Below are 15752 nucleotides of genomic sequence, written 5' to 3' on the forward strand. Positions count from 1 at the left end.
GCGGGGTGCGCGGGTGAGTTCGGTGGTGCAACCATGTGCACGCTGTGGTGCGCGGTGGGCCGTGCAGGGCGCGCCGATGCACTGGTGCCCGCGCTGCCGAGGAGTGCTGCTCTCGCCCGGCAAGGTCGACGCGCCCGCCACCCAGCGCAACTACCGCTGGGTCGCGCGCCGACCCGACCACCGCACCCGTAAGGCGGGCGCCACCACCACCGCCCCGCTCGGGCCGACTCCGCGCTACGCCCAGACCCCGCGCTGGGGGCTGCTCGACCCGCCGCCGTCCGCGACCCCCACGCCCGAACATCCGCTGCGCGGCATCGCGGCCCACCGCGACCGGCTGCTGCTCGGCACCACGATCGTCTTCCTGCTCGCCGGGCTGGCCGAGTACGGCCGCTACCTGATCCTGTTGCAGAACCGCGCCCGGCTCATCCCCGGCTGGCTGCTGTCGATCTCCGACGCGACGGTGCTGGTGTTCGGCGTCATCGCGCCGATCTACGCGCTGGTGACCGCGGTGGCGCTGGTCGCCTGGCTGATCGAGGCGCGCACGATCGTGTTCACCGCCTACGGCAAGCGCGACCCACGCAAGCGCTGGTCGCTGATCGCGGGATGCCTTGTGCCGGGCGTCAATCTGATCTGGCCGGGCGTGTTCCTCACCGAACTCCTCGGTGCCGACCCCGATCCGCGTTCGTGGCGGGCCGTGCGGATCTGGTGGGCCGCTTGGGTGTTCAGCGGGCTGCTGTTGATCGCGGCGACGCTGTGGCGCGATGCGTCGACCCTGCAGGCCGAGGCCGACGGTGTCTCGTTCACCGGTTTCACCAACCTGTGTGCTGCCGGGTTCGCGATGCTCACGCTGTGGATGGTGCGCACGCTGGAAGGTCGCGACCTGCGCGGCGACATCAGGTCCGCGCATCGCTGGGTGATGGCGGCCGACCCCGCGCAGGTCGTCATCGCGCCCGTCGAGCCGGGCGCTGTCGCGGCGCGCGACGACGCCGGGCACGATGAGGCCGAACGCGCGGATGTTGTCCGGGCAGGCGAGAATACGCAGGAGGAGGTCGTGGCCAAGTGAGCCAGAACAATCGCCCACCCTTCGTGGTGGCGCATCGTGGCGCGTCGGCGGCACGACCCGAGCACACTCTCGCCGCGTACGAGCTAGCCCTGCAGGAGGGGGCCGACGGTGTGGAATGCGACGTCCGGCTCACCCGCGACGGCCACCTGGTCTGCGTGCACGACCGCACCGTCGACCGCACCGCCGATGCCACCGGCCTGGTCAGCGAACTGACGCTGGACGAGCTGCGCGACATGAACTTCGGCACCGACGACGCGCCGCAGGGCGTGCTCGCGCTCAGCGATCTGATCGGACTCGTCCTCGACTGGCGCACCCGCCCGACGAAACTGTTCATCGAGACCAAACACCCGGTGCGCTACGGCGCCCTGGTGGAGAACAAGGTGCTCGCCGAACTGCAGCGCTTCGGCATCGCCACCCCCGCCTCGGCCGATCATTCCCGCGCGGTGGTGATGTCGTTCGCGGCGACCGCGGTCTGGCGGATCCGCCGCGCCGCCCCGCTGCTGCCGACGGTGCTGCTCGGCGAATCGTCGCGGTTTCTCGGCGGCGGCGCGGCCACCACGGTCGGCGCTACCGCGGTGGGGCCGTCGGTGAAAACGCTGCGTGAGCATCCCGAACTCGTCGACAAGGCCGCCGCGGCGGGGCGGGCCACCTACTGCTGGACCGTCGACGATCCCGAGGACGTGACGTTGTGCGCCGACCTGGGCGTCAGCTGGGTCGCGACCAATCACCCCGGTCGTACCAAGGCGCTACTCGCCGGAGTCTGACCGGACGCGCCCTGGGCAGGGGGCGCGGTAAGCGAACTTGCCGCCCGGCCATAAACTCCACGCGTGGGTAAAAGCAAGCGGAACAGTCCGAAGCCCGACAGTAATCGGGCTCAGCGTCTCGCGCAGCGGCGTGCGGCGCAGGAGCAGGCATCCGCGGCCGTGACACGGCCGTTCGAGGGTCTTGCCGCCGAATGTGATCTGGTGGCGCTGCGGGAGTTCGTGCCGTCGGCGACCGCGACCTTGAAGCTCGCGCCGGGAGTGGCCGCGCAGCGTGAGGTCACCCTGGCGACGGTGCTGCCCGGCGCGGTGGCCGCGCTCGTGCGGGCAGGCGACGAGCCGGTCGGCTTCGTCGGCACGCAGATGCAGTTCCGTGGCGAGGACCCGTCGGCCGACATCGCGGCGGCGATCCTGTGGACCCAGTCGGCCGAGCCCGGTGAGTCGCTGAACTCCGCCGAGGCTGCCGACGGTGGTCCGCGCCTGGCCGATGTCATCGATCCCGGCGCCGATCTCGAGCTCACCGTGCACCAGGACTTCGACTGGTGGGTGCCCGAGGGCGTCACTCCGGATCCGCAGGTGGCGGCGACGATCGAGCAGGCCAAGCAGGCCATCATGCCGTCGGCGCGGCTGGATCTCGGCCCGGATTCCGTCGGCGCGGCCTGGTGGGTCGACGCGGGCGAGAAGGCGCATGTGCGCTGGGTGCGTCCCGAAGACGAGGACGCGCTGATGCTGGCGCTGGCTCGCGTGCACGCCACCGGTGGTCTGCACCTGGGTGAGGGTTCGCGTTTCGCCGGTTCGTTCCGCACACACGGTCTGCTGGTGCCGGTGTTCGACCTCGATCCCGAGCGGCACCCGGCCGAATGGGAGGCCCCGGCACGTGAATTCGGTGCTCGCCTGGCCGAGGCGCTGGCCTCCGACGCGCCGATGACCAGCGAAGAGCGTCGTTCGCGCGATGGTTTGCGGTCGCGTCAGGTCACCCTGCGCTGAACTTAATGAAACATGCCTCTTTCACAGATTTGGTCGGCTAGGTTCACGACTGAACCGGACAATCGGTGACAAGGAAAGTAAGAGGCATCGTGGAATTTCTCGGATCTATCGCCGGTCTCGCCCAGATCTTGATCGGCACCGTGCTGGCCAACACCGGCTCGGGCGGCTCCGGCTCCGGCTGGTAAAGCGCTCGCGAAGGATTCGGCTCGCTGCCCGCGAGCCGAATCCTTGTCGCGTTCGAGCTAGACGCTGCCGCCGGCCACCGACGGTGCGCCGGACGCGTCCTTCGGGGTGCTCAGCTCACGCCACATGAACGCCTCCAGATCGAACAGGTTCGACCCGGCGCGATCGGCGATATTGAGCAGCGTGGTCATGTGCGCCACTTCCTCGACCTGTTCCTTCAGGAACCACTGCATGAACTGCTCGCCGAGGTAATCGCCCTCTTCACGGGCGGTGCTCGCCAGCTGCACGATCTGGTCGGTGACCGTCTTCTCCTGGGCCAGCGCCAGTTCGATCGGCTCACGCGCGGACTCGAACTTCGACTTCGCCGCGTCGATGCCCGAGATCTCCACGGCGATGTCGCGGTCGACGAAATACTGCACGATCATCATCGCGTGATTGCGTTCTTCCACCGACTGTGCGTAGAAACGCTTCGCCAGCTGCGGGAGGTCGTTGTTGTCGAACCACACCGCGATCGCGATGTACTGGTGCTCGGCATTGAACTCATGCCGGATCTGGTCTTGGAGCAGAGTGTGGAACTTGCTTCGCGGGGTTTCCGGATGAATCGACATGGCGGCAACATTAATGCTGGTCATAGGGGGTTGTCATCCAAGTGCAGCCTTATTGAGGACAGTATTCCCTAACCAAGTATTTCCTAATAAGCGCCGATGTGCAGCCATTCCTGGGCTGCGCACGGCCGGCGCGCCGGCGCGGCTATGCCTTACTCGCGCCTGCCATTCGGGGCGCCGTGGTGTCGACGCGCACCGCGCCGCGCAGTTCACGGCGAATGAATTCCTCGACGTCGAACAGGTTGTCCTGCCGGTCGAGCACAGTGAGCAGCGTGGTCATTCCGGCGACATCGTCGACTTGCTCCCCCAGGAACCACTGCATGAATTGTTCGCCGAGGAAATCATTGGTGTCACGCGCGGCCGCTGTGAGCGCGCTGATCTGCGCGGTGGTGACCCGTTCACGGTCGAGCAGAAAGGCGATCGCGGCGCGCGGGGAATCGAATTCCGACCGCACTTCGCCGAGCCCGCCGATGCTGATCGGCACGTCGCGGTCGAGGAGGTACTGCACCATGCGCATCGCGTGCCCGTGGTTGGCCGTCGAACGCGCGTAGGTTTGCCCGGCCAGCTCGGGTAAATCCTGCGCGTCGAAATAGACGGCGGCGGCCAGATACTGATGAGCCGCGGTCAGACCGGCACTGACCTGGTCGCGCAGGAGTTCGGTGAACGACAGGTACTCGGGCATACCTCGACGTTACCGCGTCAGCAGCTCCTCCGGAATCTGCTGATCGGTGGCGAGCGCCTCGAAGAACCCGGAGGCCTTCGACTTGTCCCAGAGCAACACGTTGCCCACGTCGGTGTCGTCGAATCCGCCGATCGGGACGCTGGTGGTGACGGTGTCGCCGCGCATCGCCCAGCCCAGTGCCGCCAGGTTCCAGATGTGGTCCCCGTCGTCGACCTTGAGCGACCCCGCGACCCCGGTTGCCATGGGCCACAAGGCGAACGGATTGGCGAGGGTGCCCATGCCCGTTGCCTTCTTCAACAGCGCCGCCATGAACATCCGCTGGCGGTTCATCCGGTCGACATCGGCGGTCGGGGTCGCGCGGGTGCGCACGAATCCGAGGGCCTGCGGGCCGGACAGTTTCTGACAACCCGCGGCCAGGTCGAGCCCGGCCAGCGGGTCGACGATCGGCTCGTCCAGGCACATCTCGATCCCGCCGATCGCGTCGACCACGCTCGCGAAACCACCGAAACCGATCTGCGCGTAGTGGTCGATGCGCACTCCCGTGGCTTCCTCCACCGTCTGGACCAGCAGCGGAGCGCCGCCGAGCGCGAATGACGCGTTCAGCTTGTCCTTGCCGTGGCCGGGGATGTTCACGTAGGAGTCGCGCGGGAGGCTCACCATCGTGGTCGCGCCGGAGGACGGGATGTGCACCATCATGATCGTGTCGGTGCGTTCGGGTCCGGTGTCGCCGCCGGTCGCGAGTTCCTGTTCCTGCTCGGTCGAGAGGTCACCGCGGCCGTCGGAGCCGACGAGCAGCCAGTTGGTGCCCGGGGTATTGCTCACGCGGTCGCTGTAGGAGGGCAGCGCGGTGATGCGGGTCAGCGAGTTGTCCAGGTGCACGACCGCGGCGATGAGGCCGGCGATCAACAGCACGACAATCAGTGTGAACCACCGGAACGGATGCCGTTTGCGCCTGCGCCGCGGGGGCTGCGGCTGCCTGCCCCCGACGACCGGCGGGGGGTTGCGGCGGGGCGGCAGCGCGTCGTGATGGGGGACCGGCCGCTGGGTCGGCGCGTGTCTGACCTGCTCACGACGCGGCGGTGGTGGTGGTTGACGCGGCTTCTCGCGCTCGTACGGCATCTGCGAGTAGGCCAGCGGCTGGTCGCCGGAGTTGCCGCGGTGCAGCACCTGGGTGGGTTCGACGTGCGAGGCGCCGCGCCGGGGGGCCGGGTTGTAACGCACCGTCGGCCCGTCCTCGGGATTCGGGCGGCGATCGTTGCCGGGCGGACGGCCGTAGCGCGGATCCGGCGGCATCGCACGGCCGGGTGGCGGCACAGGACGACCTGGTGGGGGCACCGCGGGGCGGCCGGACGCCGGCGGCACCCGGCGTCTACGGGGGTCCTCGCGGGGATCGTCGCCGTTCATCACCGTCAAACTCTACTGATCGTGGAGAGCGCGAGTCGGTTCTGCGCGCTCGGTTACTACTGGGATACCCCGTCGGCGGGCCACTGTTAGCGCGAAACGCGGTGATGTGGTGAAACTCGCCGCGACACGCCGACCGCATCAGTGCACCGGCACGTGGCCGGTGCGTCTCACGGCAGCCAGCCGACCCGTCCGCGCAGCACGTTGTAGCCGAGATAGGCGACAGCGTCGATCGTCGCGTGGGCCAGGATCAGCGGCCACAGGCGGTTGGTGCGCTGCCAGTAGCGGCCGAAGATCAGGCCCATCACGATATTGCCGAGGCCGCCGCCGATCCCCTGGTACAGGTGATAGCTGCCGCGCAGCAGCGCCGAGGCGGCCAGCGACGAGTTCTCCGACCAGCCGAGTCTGCGCAGCCGGGTGATCAGATAACCCACTACCAGTACTTCCTCGGCCACGGAATTCGCACAGGCCGACAGGACCAGCACCGGCAGCCGCCACCAGTGCTCCGACAGCGAACTCGGCACGATGGTGACGCTCATCCCCATCGCGTGCGCGATCAGATACAGCGCGAGTCCCGGCACCCCGATCACCGCGGCCAGCGCCAGACCCGCCACGACATCGCCGCGCCGGATCCGCGCCAGCCCGATCAATTTCGGCCCGATCCCGCTGCGCCACAACAGATACAGTCCCAGCGCGGCCCACGCCAACAGCCGGGTCACCCCGACGAGCTGGAACAGCAGATCGAGGAACGAGTTGTTCGACCGCGACGCGTTCAATGCCACCGTGCGCCCGCCGACCCCGCCCGGCGACAACGCCGAATCGAGCAGGGACAGACCGGCACTGATCCCACTCAACCCGAAGGTCACGAGCAGAACGATCGCGATCTCGACTCGCAGCCCGAACCTGTCCCGCTCGCTCAGCGGGGCCTGGGGAGGATCGACACGCATGCGCGCAGTGTAAGCAGCGAACGCGCCGCATCAGGTTCCCGCCGAGCCCGGCAACCCGAAGTGAGACGCACCCCCCACCGAGAGCCCAACGCAGAACCCCCAGACAGCCTGGGCCGGGTGATCCTGATGTGTCTCTACCCAAAGGGGCCCGCCCCGATCTGGACTGACCGGAGGGTGCGACGAAGGAGTACCCGGAGGGAGGGAAGATCGGGGCCTCCAGGGCCCCGCTCGAGCGCGCCAGCGCTCCAATAACCCAGCTCAGATGCGGCGCAGACCGTTCAGAAACGGGCAGCCGGCCAGTACCCGCACCGCGCGGCTCAGCGATTCGATGTCGTCGGCCGGGGTGGGGAAGGGCAGCCGGACATCGTGGTCGCCGTCGTTGCTCTCGACCCGGAGCGTGAGCCCGTAGCGGTCGATGGCCAGCGGATGCACCAGCCCGCCCCGCAGCCGAGTCGGCAAGTGGCGGGCCAGCTGGGCGACCACGTCGGCGTGATCCTCGGACATGTGTTGCAGCCAGGCGCTTTCCAGCTCGCAGAACGGGTCGGCCGTGGCGGCGCGCAGGTCGGCGTGGTCGACGGATTCGGCGCCTGCGGTGTCGGCCAGTACCGCCGAGTTCACCACGATCCGCAGCAGCGTGACGCCGTGCCCGACATCGAGCAGACCCGGATGCGGGTACTCCTTGGCGATTTCGACGGCGAGCGCGCGCTGCGCCTGCTCCGGTACCTGGCGCACCCAACCGCGCAACCACACCAGCGCCCGCACCGGTTCGCGCAGCGGCAGCGGCGTGTGATCGGTGAGTTCGAGGACCGCCGAGGTCTCGTTGGCCGTGGCGGCCAGCGCGGCCGCGAGTGAGGACCCGGGCACCGCGATCACCGCGTCGCCGCAACGGCGCAGGTGATGCAGCGTGGTGGGGACCGGGTCGATACCGGGGAGCGCGAGCACCGCAGTCTCGGCATGAGCGCACGCACTTCGCACCCGCTCGGCGGTGGTCGGCGCGAGGATCGTGGTGGGGCTCGACATGACAACCTCCGCGAACGTTTGATTAGGTAAACCTAAGCTAAGTTACAAACGTCCGACACGCAAGAGGACACCCCGATGAATCGAGCCGATACGGTGGACGGATGACGCACGACGACCACGGCGACGACCATTCCGCCCCCGCCGAACCCGTCCTGCTGAACCTGTCGGCCCCCGCCCGCCGCAGCCTCGTGGCCGACCTGGTCCGCCCCGACGGCAGTTCCCCCGCCCCCGTGGACGTCGACATCCCCGACCCCGACCTCACCGCCTTCCTGGCCGGCATCGCCCACGCCGACCACGGCTTCGTCGCCCGCACCACCAGCGGCCCCCGCGCCCTGGCAATCGTCGCGGGCACCGTGGCCGCCCTCTGCGGCGAAGACATCCCCACCGCCCTCACCACCCCCGACCTCCCTTTTCTCAAGTCACTGAAACCCGCCGCGATCGAGGCCACCCGCACCGTCCTCCTGTCCATCGAAACCCCCGACGAACAGGCCATCACCGAGGCCTTGCGCGTCCTGGACTGACCCCCCCACACAGGGCACCCCGATGCGACTGGCCCTGCCCGCGACCGCCCGGGCCGGGTAGCCCGTGGATGTCTCTACCCAAAGGGGCCCGCCCCGATCTGGACTGACCGGAGGGTGCGACGAAGGAGTACCCGGAGGGAGGGAAGATCGGGGCCTCCAGGGCCCCGCTCGAGCGCGCCAGCGCTCCAAAAACACAGCCCCCAACTAACCCGGACCCGGTAAACGCCGATGCGCCCTCACCGACCCCACCCGGCCGACCGCCACGCGGTAGCTGTGCACGATATCCCCGATCTTCGAGTCCGAAACCCAGCCGACGCCAGCCGCTAAAGTTGCAGTGTGCCGTCTATTGCGTATTTCGGGCCGTCCGGGACCTTCACCGAGATGGCTCTGGCGAAGTTCGAGAACTCGGGGGCCTTCGACGGGCCGGTCGAGCGGATTGCCGCGCCCAGTCAAGGGGCGGCGCTCGACCTGATCCGGACCGGCGAGGTCGACGGCGCGGTGGTGCCGATCGAGAGTTCGGTCGAGGGCTCGATCCCGGCGACCCTGGATTCCCTCGCCATCGGACCGCGCTTGCAGATCATGGCCGAAACCGAGCTCGAGGTCACCTTCACGATCCTGGCGCGCCCCGGCACCTCGCTGGCCGATGTGCGCACACTCGCCGCCTATCCCGTGGCAGCCGCGCAGGTCAGGGAGTGGGTGGCCCGGAACATGCCGGAGGCGCGCCCGTTCACCTCGGCGTCCAACGCGGCAGCCGCCGAAGACGTGGCCGCGGGCACCGCGGACGCCGCGATCTCGACCGCGCTGGCAGGCGAACGACTCGGCCTGCAGACCCTGGCCGCGGGGGTGGCCGACCACGACCAGGCCATCACCCGCTTCGTGCTGGTCACCCAGCCGGGCATCGCCCCCGCGGCCACCGGCGCCGACCGGACCTCCGTCGTCCTCGAACTGCCCAACGAGCCCGGTTCGCTGATGCGCGCGTTCGCCGAATTCGCCACGCGTGGGGTCGATCTCACGCGCATCGAATCGCGCCCGACCCGCACCGGCATGGGCACCTACCGGTTCTATCTCGACTGTGTCGGACACCTCGACGACCCGGCGGTAGCGGAAACTCTGAAGGCCCTGCACCGCACGACCCAGGTCCGCTTCCTCGGATCATGGCCCGCGACAGCGGCAGTCGGCACACCTCCGCCGTCGGACGAACCGGCCGCAGAATGGTTGACGCAATTGCGAAAGGGGGTCGCGGACCTATGACTACCCGCGCGAAACTGATTCTGGTGCGCCACGGCGAGACCGAGGGCAATGTCGCGAAGATTCTCGACACCGCCGTGCCCGGCCTGCCGCTGACCGAACGTGGTGTGGCGCAAGCGAAAGCGTTCGGCGCCGGCCTGGAGCGCGCGCCCCAGGTACTGGTGTCGTCGGACGCGTTACGCGCCCGGCAGACCGCGAGTCACATCGAAGAAGCCACCGGCACACCGGCTTACGTCCTCGACGGCCTGTACGAGGTGCAGGTGGGCGATCTGCACGGCCGCTCCGACCGGGAAGCGCACGAACTCTTCCAGCAGATCTATCGCGGCTGGCACCTCGGCGAACTCGACGTGCGAGCCCCCGGCGGCGAATCCGGCCACGAAGTGCTGGCCCGCATCCTGCCCGTCCTCGACGGCCTGCGCGAGGAATTCCTGACCGCCGACGCCGACGCCGACGTGGTGGTGGTGAACCACGGCGCCGCGATGCGCCTGGTCGGCAAGGCGCTGGCCGGGGTGGCGCCGCCGTTCACAACGAACAACCACCTCGACAACACCGAGACCATCGAACTGCTCCCCACCGAAGACGGTGGCTGGGAATGCCTACGCTGGGGCAGATTCACCCCGCCGTTCACCATCAAAGCCGACCTCTCCGCCGACGACCCCATGGGTTAAACGCTCCGGCTGCGCCTACGGTTTACGGCTAAGTTGTGGGGGCGTTTGGTGGGTGGTTGCGGTGGGGTGGGCTTACGCCGGGTTAGCGGCTGCCGCGGTAGGGAATTCGGTGCGGACCGGGAGGGACTCGATGAGGTCGGCTACCGCGGTGCGGAGGCGGGGGTTGGTGCCGCTGGCGATGGACGACCATTTCACGCCGTCGTCGGCGACGCTGGCGGTGATGATGAATCTGCCTGCGCGCGTGTTGAAGACGGCGATGTGGTTGTCCTGGACATCGCGGGTGCCGTCGCCGTAGGCCACGCCGACGATCTCGGCGTAGGAGTGGATCTCCACTAGCGCCGAGGCCAGTGCTTGCGCGTCGGTAGCCGGATTGCCCACCTCGGCCAGGCGTTTCGTGGTGGCGGCCGCGTCGCCGGTGTCGCCGAAGATCGGCGCCAATTGTTCGGTGGGGGCATTCATCCCGTACAGCTCGAGCGCTTCGACCGGTCCGAGCGCCTGCAGCACCGCGCCGGGCAGATCGAGCCCGGCGTCGTCGATGACGTAGGACTGCGGCCCGCGCAGGGCGACGACCGCGCGGTCGTCGCCCTGCGCCAGACAGAATCGGTTGACCTGGCCTGCCACCACCCACCGCAGCGCGATGATCCACTGCGGCCGGTAGAGCACCCGCAGCCGTTCGGCGAGCTCGGGTGCCACCGCCTGACCGAACAGCAGCTCGCGTTCGGCCAGGGCGGTCTGTGCCACGTTCATGGCGGCGTCGTGCGCGGTGACGTTGTCATAGCGGCCCATGGCGTCGAGCACCACGGGCATCTCGTCGAATTCCAGTTTCTCCAGGAGGAACTGCATGTCGTCGAGCGAGAGCACGACGGCGCCGAGCAGCGAACCTCCGCTGCCCGTGCCGAGAACCGTCACTTGGCCGTTCCGGCGAGGTCGGCGCCGATCACACCTTCGGCCGCGTAGCGACCGTCGGTGAACTCGTCGGAGCGCACGTAGTCGCCGCCATCGTGCTCGTCGTCTTCCTCGCCCTTCTGCCGGTTGCCCATCAGCGGGTTGGCGCCGTTGCCGGCGTTGCGCACGGGTGCGCTCTCGACCCGGTTGACGACCGATTCCGAGACCGGCGCGCTCGCTGCCGCGTTCGAGGCGGGCGCACCCCAGCCCTCGGGCAGCTTCAGCGACCCCGCGCTGACGCCACCGAGACCGGCCGAGGTGGTGGCCATGCCGCCCACCGCGGCACCGGCGGCGCCGACACCCGCCATGACGGGCGCGGCGGCGGTGCCCGCGGGCACGGTGGCCGTGGCCGCCGAGATCGCGGAAGCGCCGATGTTGCCGACCGTGCTGACGCCGCCGGTGAGCACGCCACCCGCGGTGTTGGCCGCCTGGGTGGCCGCGCTGACCACACCGGGGTTGGAGACGAAGGCCTGCGCCGCGGCGACCGCGGTCTGCAGCGGATCGCCACCGCCGAAGTCGCCCTGCGAGGCGGAACCCGCACCGCTGGCGATGGCGGGCGGCATGGTGAACTCGCTGGGGACGGCGACGGTGGCCGAGGTAGCGGCCTCGTAGGTCTCCATCACCAGCGCGGCGCGGATGTCCATGGCATTGCGCGCGACTTCGGCGACCTCGAAGGCGCCGGAGACGACACCGGGCGGGTTGGCCGAAGCGGCCACCGCGCTGTTGGTGGCGACGATCTCGGGCAGGCTCGGCATCGCGATCGAGGCGACGGTGTAGGCGGTGGCGTTGGCCGCGCACTTGGCACTGATCGCCGCGGACGCGATGCCCTGCTGGCTGGCCCAGCCCGCGAACGGCGCCAGACGGGCGAGCACGGCGATGCCGTTGACACCCTGGAGGCCGACACCGACTTCGGCGATCACGCGCGTGATGGTGAAGGCGGCGTCGCCCCACGCGGCGGCCAGCGTGCCCCACGAGGTGGCGGCGGCGCTGATCGGGATCGCGTGTGCGCCCGCGTTGAGGGTGGTGGAGTTCACTTCGGCCATACGAGGCAGCCAGAACACCCCGGTGATCCCTGCGGTCATGTTTGTTTCTCCCCTGAGTAAATGATCGTCGACAGGATCTCGGTGCGACTACACCTGGACGGCGTTGATCGTCGCCGCGCGAGCCACGTCTTCCCCGATGTGAGTGGTCAGCTGCGAGCGCAGGGTCGCGGCCGCGTGATGCAGCTCGAGGATCGCCTGGGCGACCGAACCGTCGTGCTTGCCCGCCGCGGTGTTGAAGTGGGTCGCCGCGAGCAGCGACACCTCTTCGGCGCCGGAAGGCAGCACGTGCGTGGTCGGCCCGGCGAGCCCGGCCGCGATGGCGAGGCGCTCGGCGAGCAGATCCAGCTCCGCGGATGCGGCGAGGACGATTTCAGGTGCAACGAGAACGTGTCCAACCATGACCCGACTCCTTCTGGTGGCGGCTATCGGGAACCACGAGAATTCCCCCTACGAGTACTAGGACGCGAGAGCGGTTCATTCGGTTCCATCGATTCCCCACCCAGTTTCGCTAACCCCATCCCAGCTCATGCAACCGGTCGTCGTCAATCCCGAAATGGTGTGCTATTTCATGGATCACGGTGATCGCGACTTCTTCGACCACCTCGTCGTCGCTGTTGCAGATGTCGAGAATAGCCTCACGATAGATCGTGATCGTATCCGGCAACGATCCGGCGTAGTAGCTGTCGCGCTCGGTGAGGGCGATGCCGTGGTACAGCCCGAGCAGCGACGGTTCCTCGTCGTTTCGGGGCTCTACCAGCACCACAACATTGTCTATGGCACTGGACAGTTCCGCCGGGATCTGGTCGAGGGCATCACTGACCAGCTCCTCGAAACGCCGCTCCGGCATCCGCTCGGACAACGTCACCTCGGCTGGGGCTGCGGCGGCAGTGGCGCGGCGCCCGGCAGCGGCGCCGGGGTGGAACGTCCGGTGTTGGGCGGGGGCACCGGGGCCTGTCCGTCGATCAGGATCTCGCCGCGGGCCGAGCCGACGATGGGCGCGAAACCCTCACGGTCGGCGCCTTTTCCGAGCCAGCAGTCCAATTTGTGGCTGCCCGCGAGCCAGCTGGCGGGCTCCAGATAGTCGAAGAACAGGGTGAGTGTCTTGTTGCGGATGGCATCGGGGCTGCCGAGGTAGTCGCCCGAGAGCCGGTTGCACTCGGCCTCGACGAACTTGTCCTGATCGGCTTCCGACGGCGGTCCGCCGGTGAAGGCGGTGGCCAGGTCGACGGTGCCGACGATCTCCACCGAGTGCGGCTGGGTGCAGTCGACCGGGTCGGTGGGCAGGTTCTGATTGATGCCGAGGCAGGTGCCGGTGGCATGGGTCTTGGACTGATCACTCTCGGCGAGAGTGCCGGTGGTGGCCGGGCTCGTGGCGGTGGCCGCGACCTGGACACCGCAGCGCAGAGTCCGGTCGCCGTGCTGCCAACCGGCCGGGCTCGGCGACATCACATTCACCATGAACTTGCCGCGCGGGTCGAACCGGCCGCCCAGGTATTTCTGGACAGCGGTCACGCAGTGCTCGTCGCGCAGCTCGGTCATGCGCAGCGAATCGGGGTGACGGGTGCCGTCGGCGAACTCACGCCCCGGATAGGCGCTGAGGTCGATGACACCCGCCACCTCGAACAGGTGCTTGTCGCCGCAGCCCACCTTCACGAGGTCGCTGCGGTCGGGTTTGGACCAGGTCAGGCAGTCGCCCTGCGCGGCGCTGCTGAACTCTTTGTCACGCACCACCGGTTCGGCGCCGGGTTGGTGCGCTTCCACCTTGTCGGTGTCGAAGCCTGTCACGGCCATGGTGACCATGGCCGCGACGATCGCCCCGAGGGCGCCTATCAGCAGCCCCCAACGCAGTTTCGTCGCGGACAGGTGCAGGGCGCCGCCGCGACTGGGCGCGGCGGGTCCCTCGGCTGGGTTGCTCTGCTTCTTCGACATCGTCGACGAGTGTATTTGTCGCGGCGGACTGCCGGGTCAGCCCCGCAGAGCTGACACGAAGATGCCCGGTATGCGGCGCAGTTTGCCGTCGCCGTAGAAGTCGGTCAGTTTGCGTCCGGTGGAGGTGCCGGTCTTGTTCGAGACGAACCACGGCGGCTTCGGGGTCAGGGCGAATTCACCGCGCAGAATCGAGCGCGGAGCGGGGCGGAAGGGACCGCGGACCACGGTGCGTTCCACATCGTCGAGGAGGAAGGCGTTGTGTACGACGCCGATGCCGCTCTGGATGTCGTCGATGGTGTGGCCGGGGTAGGCGCCCCAGCTGGCGCGCGGCGTCAGGAACGCGAGACCGGTCCAAGCGTTGAGGGCGACGGTGCCGTAGCGCAGGTCCTCGATCGCGGTGTCGAGTTTCGCGCCGAGCTCGGTGATGGTCGCGGGGTCGGCGATGATGTTGGCGCCGAGCGTGCCCATCAGCTCCTCATTGGCGAAGTCGACCGCGTTGCCGAGGAATTCGGCCCCGGCGCCGGGGAGCTCGACCACGCCGAGCACCGGCGAGAAGTACTCGGTGCGCAGCAGCGGAGTGTCGCCTGCGGGCAGGTTCTCGACCAGGAGGCGGCCGTTGGCGCGGGCGGCGTCGGGGTAGCTCGCCAGCGCGCCCGCCACGCGGTTGTCGCTGCCCGGGTAGTAGGCGGTGCGCGCGGGAGCGTTGTCGATCGCGGCGCGCAGTTCGGTGAGGAACTGCTCCTTGAGCGGCCAGTCCGCGGCGAGCACCACCGTCTGCGCGGCGACACAGTTGTAGCCGCCGTTGTGCAGGCGCTGGGTGGCCACGTGCTCGGCCTGGAACTTCAGATCGGCGGCCGACCACTCACCGGGCACCACGATGCACGGCGCGACACCGCCGAGCTCGCTGGTGATCGGCTTGTCCAGGATGGGCTCGCCGGTCTTGTCCGCGCCCTGACCCCAGACGATCGCGTCGTGGGTCGGCGCGCCGCCGGTCATGTGCACGTGCGCGACCAGCGGATGGTTCACCAGGTAGCCGCCCTCGGGGGCCCCGCCGGTGAGGATGCGTACCACGCCGAGCTCGATGAACGGCGCGAAGATCGCCTGGAACACCGGCAGCAGCGGATCGGTGATCGGGTTGAGCTTGAGCGCGACGACGCGGTTGTTGGCGTAGAGCTCGTAGAGGGTGTCCAGCGGCGCGATCGACATGATGTTGCCCGCGCCGAGCACCGCGCCCACACCGTTGGTCTTCGCGGGGTCGCGCTGGGCCAGGCCGGCCTTGCGGCGCGCGGTCGCGGCATCGACGCCGGGCTTCAGCCACACATCGGCGCTGAATCCGCTCAGCAGCAGCTTGTCGTAGACGCCGTGCGGCAGCGCGGGCACCGCCACCCGGCCGCCGGGGGCGGTGGTGAGGTCGACACCGTCGAGCGGGCTCGCACCCTTCTCGAGCGCCGCCATCGACTCGCTCAGCGCCTGCGCGCCCGCGAGCATCGTCATCGGGCCCGACATCCACTCCTCCCCGAGCAGCGGGCTGTCGGCGTCGAGTTTCTTGATGGTGCGGGCGGCCGCGACCCAGGCCTCGGCATCGCGGGCGGTGAGCGCGTGCAGTTCGTCGAGCAGTTCGCGGCGGCGACGCAGGTCGGTCGCGGCCCAGGTCTTTTCCCCTTGGGTGAGATCGGCGAGCGCGGTATCGATGACGGCGGTGTCGAAAGAGGTACTCACACCGCAACTATGCCCCTGTGCTGCCCGATT

Annotated in this window: 17 protein-coding genes; 6 read left to right on the forward strand and 11 right to left on the reverse strand. The window is 68.9% G+C overall.

Annotated elements, in window-relative coordinates; translation table 11 throughout:
* Nucleotides 1-22: 22 nt before the first annotated feature.
* The 3 genes from ACFQ9R_RS07340 to ACFQ9R_RS07350 all read left to right on the forward strand — a co-directional run bounded on the left by ACFQ9R_RS07340 (nucleotide 23) and on the right by ACFQ9R_RS07350 (nucleotide 2811).
* On the forward strand, nucleotides 23-1063 hold the full coding sequence (locus tag ACFQ9R_RS07340; RefSeq protein ID WP_378989434.1) for a DUF4328 domain-containing protein: 1041 nt from the start codon (nucleotides 23-25) through the stop codon (nucleotides 1061-1063).
* Nucleotides 1060-1827: a glycerophosphodiester phosphodiesterase gene (locus tag ACFQ9R_RS07345; protein ID WP_378989435.1), complete on the forward strand. Its 768-nt coding sequence runs from the start codon at nucleotides 1060-1062 to the stop codon at nucleotides 1825-1827. The genes ACFQ9R_RS07340 and ACFQ9R_RS07345 overlap by 4 nt, the downstream gene beginning before the upstream one ends.
* Before the next feature lie 63 nt (nucleotides 1828-1890).
* On the forward strand, nucleotides 1891-2811 hold the full coding sequence (locus tag ACFQ9R_RS07350; protein ID WP_378637844.1) for a DUF5926 family protein: 921 nt from the start codon (nucleotides 1891-1893) through the stop codon (nucleotides 2809-2811).
* A gap of 242 nt (nucleotides 2812-3053) precedes the next feature.
* Here ACFQ9R_RS07350 and ACFQ9R_RS07355 read toward each other — a convergent pair whose 3' ends face one another.
* The 5 genes from ACFQ9R_RS07355 to ACFQ9R_RS07375 all read right to left on the reverse strand — a co-directional run bounded on the left by ACFQ9R_RS07355 (nucleotide 3054) and on the right by ACFQ9R_RS07375 (nucleotide 7649).
* Nucleotides 3054-3602 (reverse strand): ferritin, encoded by a 549-nt coding sequence (locus tag ACFQ9R_RS07355; RefSeq protein ID WP_378989436.1) that lies wholly within the window; start codon nucleotides 3600-3602, stop codon nucleotides 3054-3056.
* Between the two features lie 142 nt (nucleotides 3603-3744).
* Nucleotides 3745-4281, reverse strand: a complete 537-nt coding sequence (locus ACFQ9R_RS07360) for a ferritin (protein ID WP_378989437.1) — start codon at nucleotides 4279-4281, stop codon at nucleotides 3745-3747.
* A 9-nt stretch (nucleotides 4282-4290) separates the two neighbouring features.
* Nucleotides 4291-5685, reverse strand: a complete 1395-nt coding sequence (locus ACFQ9R_RS07365) for an LCP family protein (RefSeq protein WP_378989551.1) — start codon at nucleotides 5683-5685, stop codon at nucleotides 4291-4293.
* A gap of 167 nt (nucleotides 5686-5852) precedes the next feature.
* A complete protein-coding gene (locus tag ACFQ9R_RS07370; RefSeq protein WP_378989438.1) occupies nucleotides 5853-6629 on the reverse strand; it encodes a type II CAAX prenyl endopeptidase Rce1 family protein in 777 nt (258 codons plus the stop codon).
* Nucleotides 6630-6887: 258 nt separating this feature from the next.
* Entirely contained in the window at nucleotides 6888-7649 is a 762-nt protein-coding gene (locus tag ACFQ9R_RS07375) for a DUF2470 domain-containing protein (protein WP_378989439.1), read from the reverse strand.
* 101 nt (nucleotides 7650-7750) lie between these two features.
* Here ACFQ9R_RS07375 and ACFQ9R_RS07380 point away from each other — a divergent pair, with 101 nt between their 5' ends.
* The 3 genes from ACFQ9R_RS07380 to ACFQ9R_RS07390 all read left to right on the forward strand — a co-directional run bounded on the left by ACFQ9R_RS07380 (nucleotide 7751) and on the right by ACFQ9R_RS07390 (nucleotide 10086).
* Nucleotides 7751-8170 (forward strand): hypothetical protein, encoded by a 420-nt coding sequence (locus ACFQ9R_RS07380; protein ID WP_378989440.1) that lies wholly within the window; start codon nucleotides 7751-7753, stop codon nucleotides 8168-8170.
* 336 nt (nucleotides 8171-8506) lie between these two features.
* Nucleotides 8507-9421: a prephenate dehydratase gene (gene pheA / locus ACFQ9R_RS07385; protein WP_378989441.1), complete on the forward strand. Its 915-nt coding sequence runs from the start codon at nucleotides 8507-8509 to the stop codon at nucleotides 9419-9421.
* Nucleotides 9418-10086 carry a histidine phosphatase family protein gene (locus ACFQ9R_RS07390; protein ID WP_378989442.1) on the forward strand — a complete coding sequence of 223 codons (669 nt, stop codon included), beginning with the start codon at nucleotides 9418-9420 and terminating at the stop codon, nucleotides 10084-10086. The genes pheA and ACFQ9R_RS07390 overlap by 4 nt, the downstream gene beginning before the upstream one ends.
* A gap of 72 nt (nucleotides 10087-10158) precedes the next feature.
* On the opposite strand, the gene ACFQ9R_RS07395 is transcribed toward ACFQ9R_RS07390, so the two are convergent.
* From ACFQ9R_RS07395 to ACFQ9R_RS07420, 6 genes are all read right to left on the reverse strand, one after another.
* Nucleotides 10159-10995, reverse strand: a complete 837-nt coding sequence (locus ACFQ9R_RS07395; protein ID WP_378989443.1) for an ESX secretion-associated protein EspG — start codon at nucleotides 10993-10995, stop codon at nucleotides 10159-10161.
* The gene (locus ACFQ9R_RS07400; protein WP_378989444.1) at nucleotides 10992-12113 is read right to left on the reverse strand and encodes a PPE family protein; all 1122 of its coding nucleotides are present in this window, start codon (nucleotides 12111-12113) and stop codon (nucleotides 10992-10994) included. The genes ACFQ9R_RS07395 and ACFQ9R_RS07400 overlap by 4 nt, the downstream gene beginning before the upstream one ends.
* A 48-nt stretch (nucleotides 12114-12161) precedes the next feature.
* Entirely contained in the window at nucleotides 12162-12473 is a 312-nt protein-coding gene (locus ACFQ9R_RS07405) for a PE family protein (RefSeq protein WP_378637867.1), read from the reverse strand.
* A 109-nt stretch (nucleotides 12474-12582) separates the two neighbouring features.
* Nucleotides 12583-12921, reverse strand: coding sequence for a metallopeptidase family protein (locus ACFQ9R_RS07410; protein WP_378661368.1), 339 nt, complete (start codon nucleotides 12919-12921; stop codon nucleotides 12583-12585).
* Nucleotides 12922-12935: 14 nt separating this feature from the next.
* Nucleotides 12936-14003 carry a septum formation family protein gene (locus tag ACFQ9R_RS07415; RefSeq protein ID WP_378989445.1) on the reverse strand — a complete coding sequence of 356 codons (1068 nt, stop codon included), beginning with the start codon at nucleotides 14001-14003 and terminating at the stop codon, nucleotides 12936-12938.
* Between the two features lie 36 nt (nucleotides 14004-14039).
* A complete protein-coding gene (locus ACFQ9R_RS07420; protein WP_378989446.1) occupies nucleotides 14040-15722 on the reverse strand; it encodes an aldehyde dehydrogenase family protein in 1683 nt (560 codons plus the stop codon).
* Between the last annotated feature and the right edge of the window lie 30 nt (nucleotides 15723-15752).

The organism is Nocardia sp. NPDC056541 (assembly GCF_042794235.1).
Classification (GTDB): Bacteria; Actinomycetota; Actinomycetes; order Mycobacteriales; family Mycobacteriaceae; genus Nocardia.

Coding starts and splice junctions, on each gene's coding strand:
- ACFQ9R_RS07360 (WP_378989437.1), bottom strand. CDS start 4,281: ATGCCCGAGTACCTGTCGTTCACCGAACTCCTGCGCGACCAGGTCAGT.
- ACFQ9R_RS07355 (WP_378989436.1), bottom strand. CDS start 3,602: ATGTCGATTCATCCGGAAACCCCGCGAAGCAAGTTCCACACTCTGCTC.
- ACFQ9R_RS07380 (WP_378989440.1), top strand. CDS start 7,751: ATGACGCACGACGACCACGGCGACGACCATTCCGCCCCCGCCGAACCC.
- ACFQ9R_RS07405 (WP_378637867.1), bottom strand. CDS start 12,473: ATGGTTGGACACGTTCTCGTTGCACCTGAAATCGTCCTCGCCGCATCC.
- ACFQ9R_RS07400 (WP_378989444.1), bottom strand. CDS start 12,113: ATGACCGCAGGGATCACCGGGGTGTTCTGGCTGCCTCGTATGGCCGAA.
- ACFQ9R_RS07365 (WP_378989551.1), bottom strand. CDS start 5,685: ATGAACGGCGACGATCCCCGCGAGGACCCCCGTAGACGCCGGGTGCCG.
- ACFQ9R_RS07370 (WP_378989438.1), bottom strand. CDS start 6,629: ATGCGTGTCGATCCTCCCCAGGCCCCGCTGAGCGAGCGGGACAGGTTC.
- ACFQ9R_RS07410 (WP_378661368.1), bottom strand. CDS start 12,921: ATGCCGGAGCGGCGTTTCGAGGAGCTGGTCAGTGATGCCCTCGACCAG.
- ACFQ9R_RS07390 (WP_378989442.1), top strand. CDS start 9,418: ATGACTACCCGCGCGAAACTGATTCTGGTGCGCCACGGCGAGACCGAG.
- ACFQ9R_RS07375 (WP_378989439.1), bottom strand. CDS start 7,649: ATGTCGAGCCCCACCACGATCCTCGCGCCGACCACCGCCGAGCGGGTG.
- ACFQ9R_RS07415 (WP_378989445.1), bottom strand. CDS start 14,003: ATGTCGAAGAAGCAGAGCAACCCAGCCGAGGGACCCGCCGCGCCCAGT.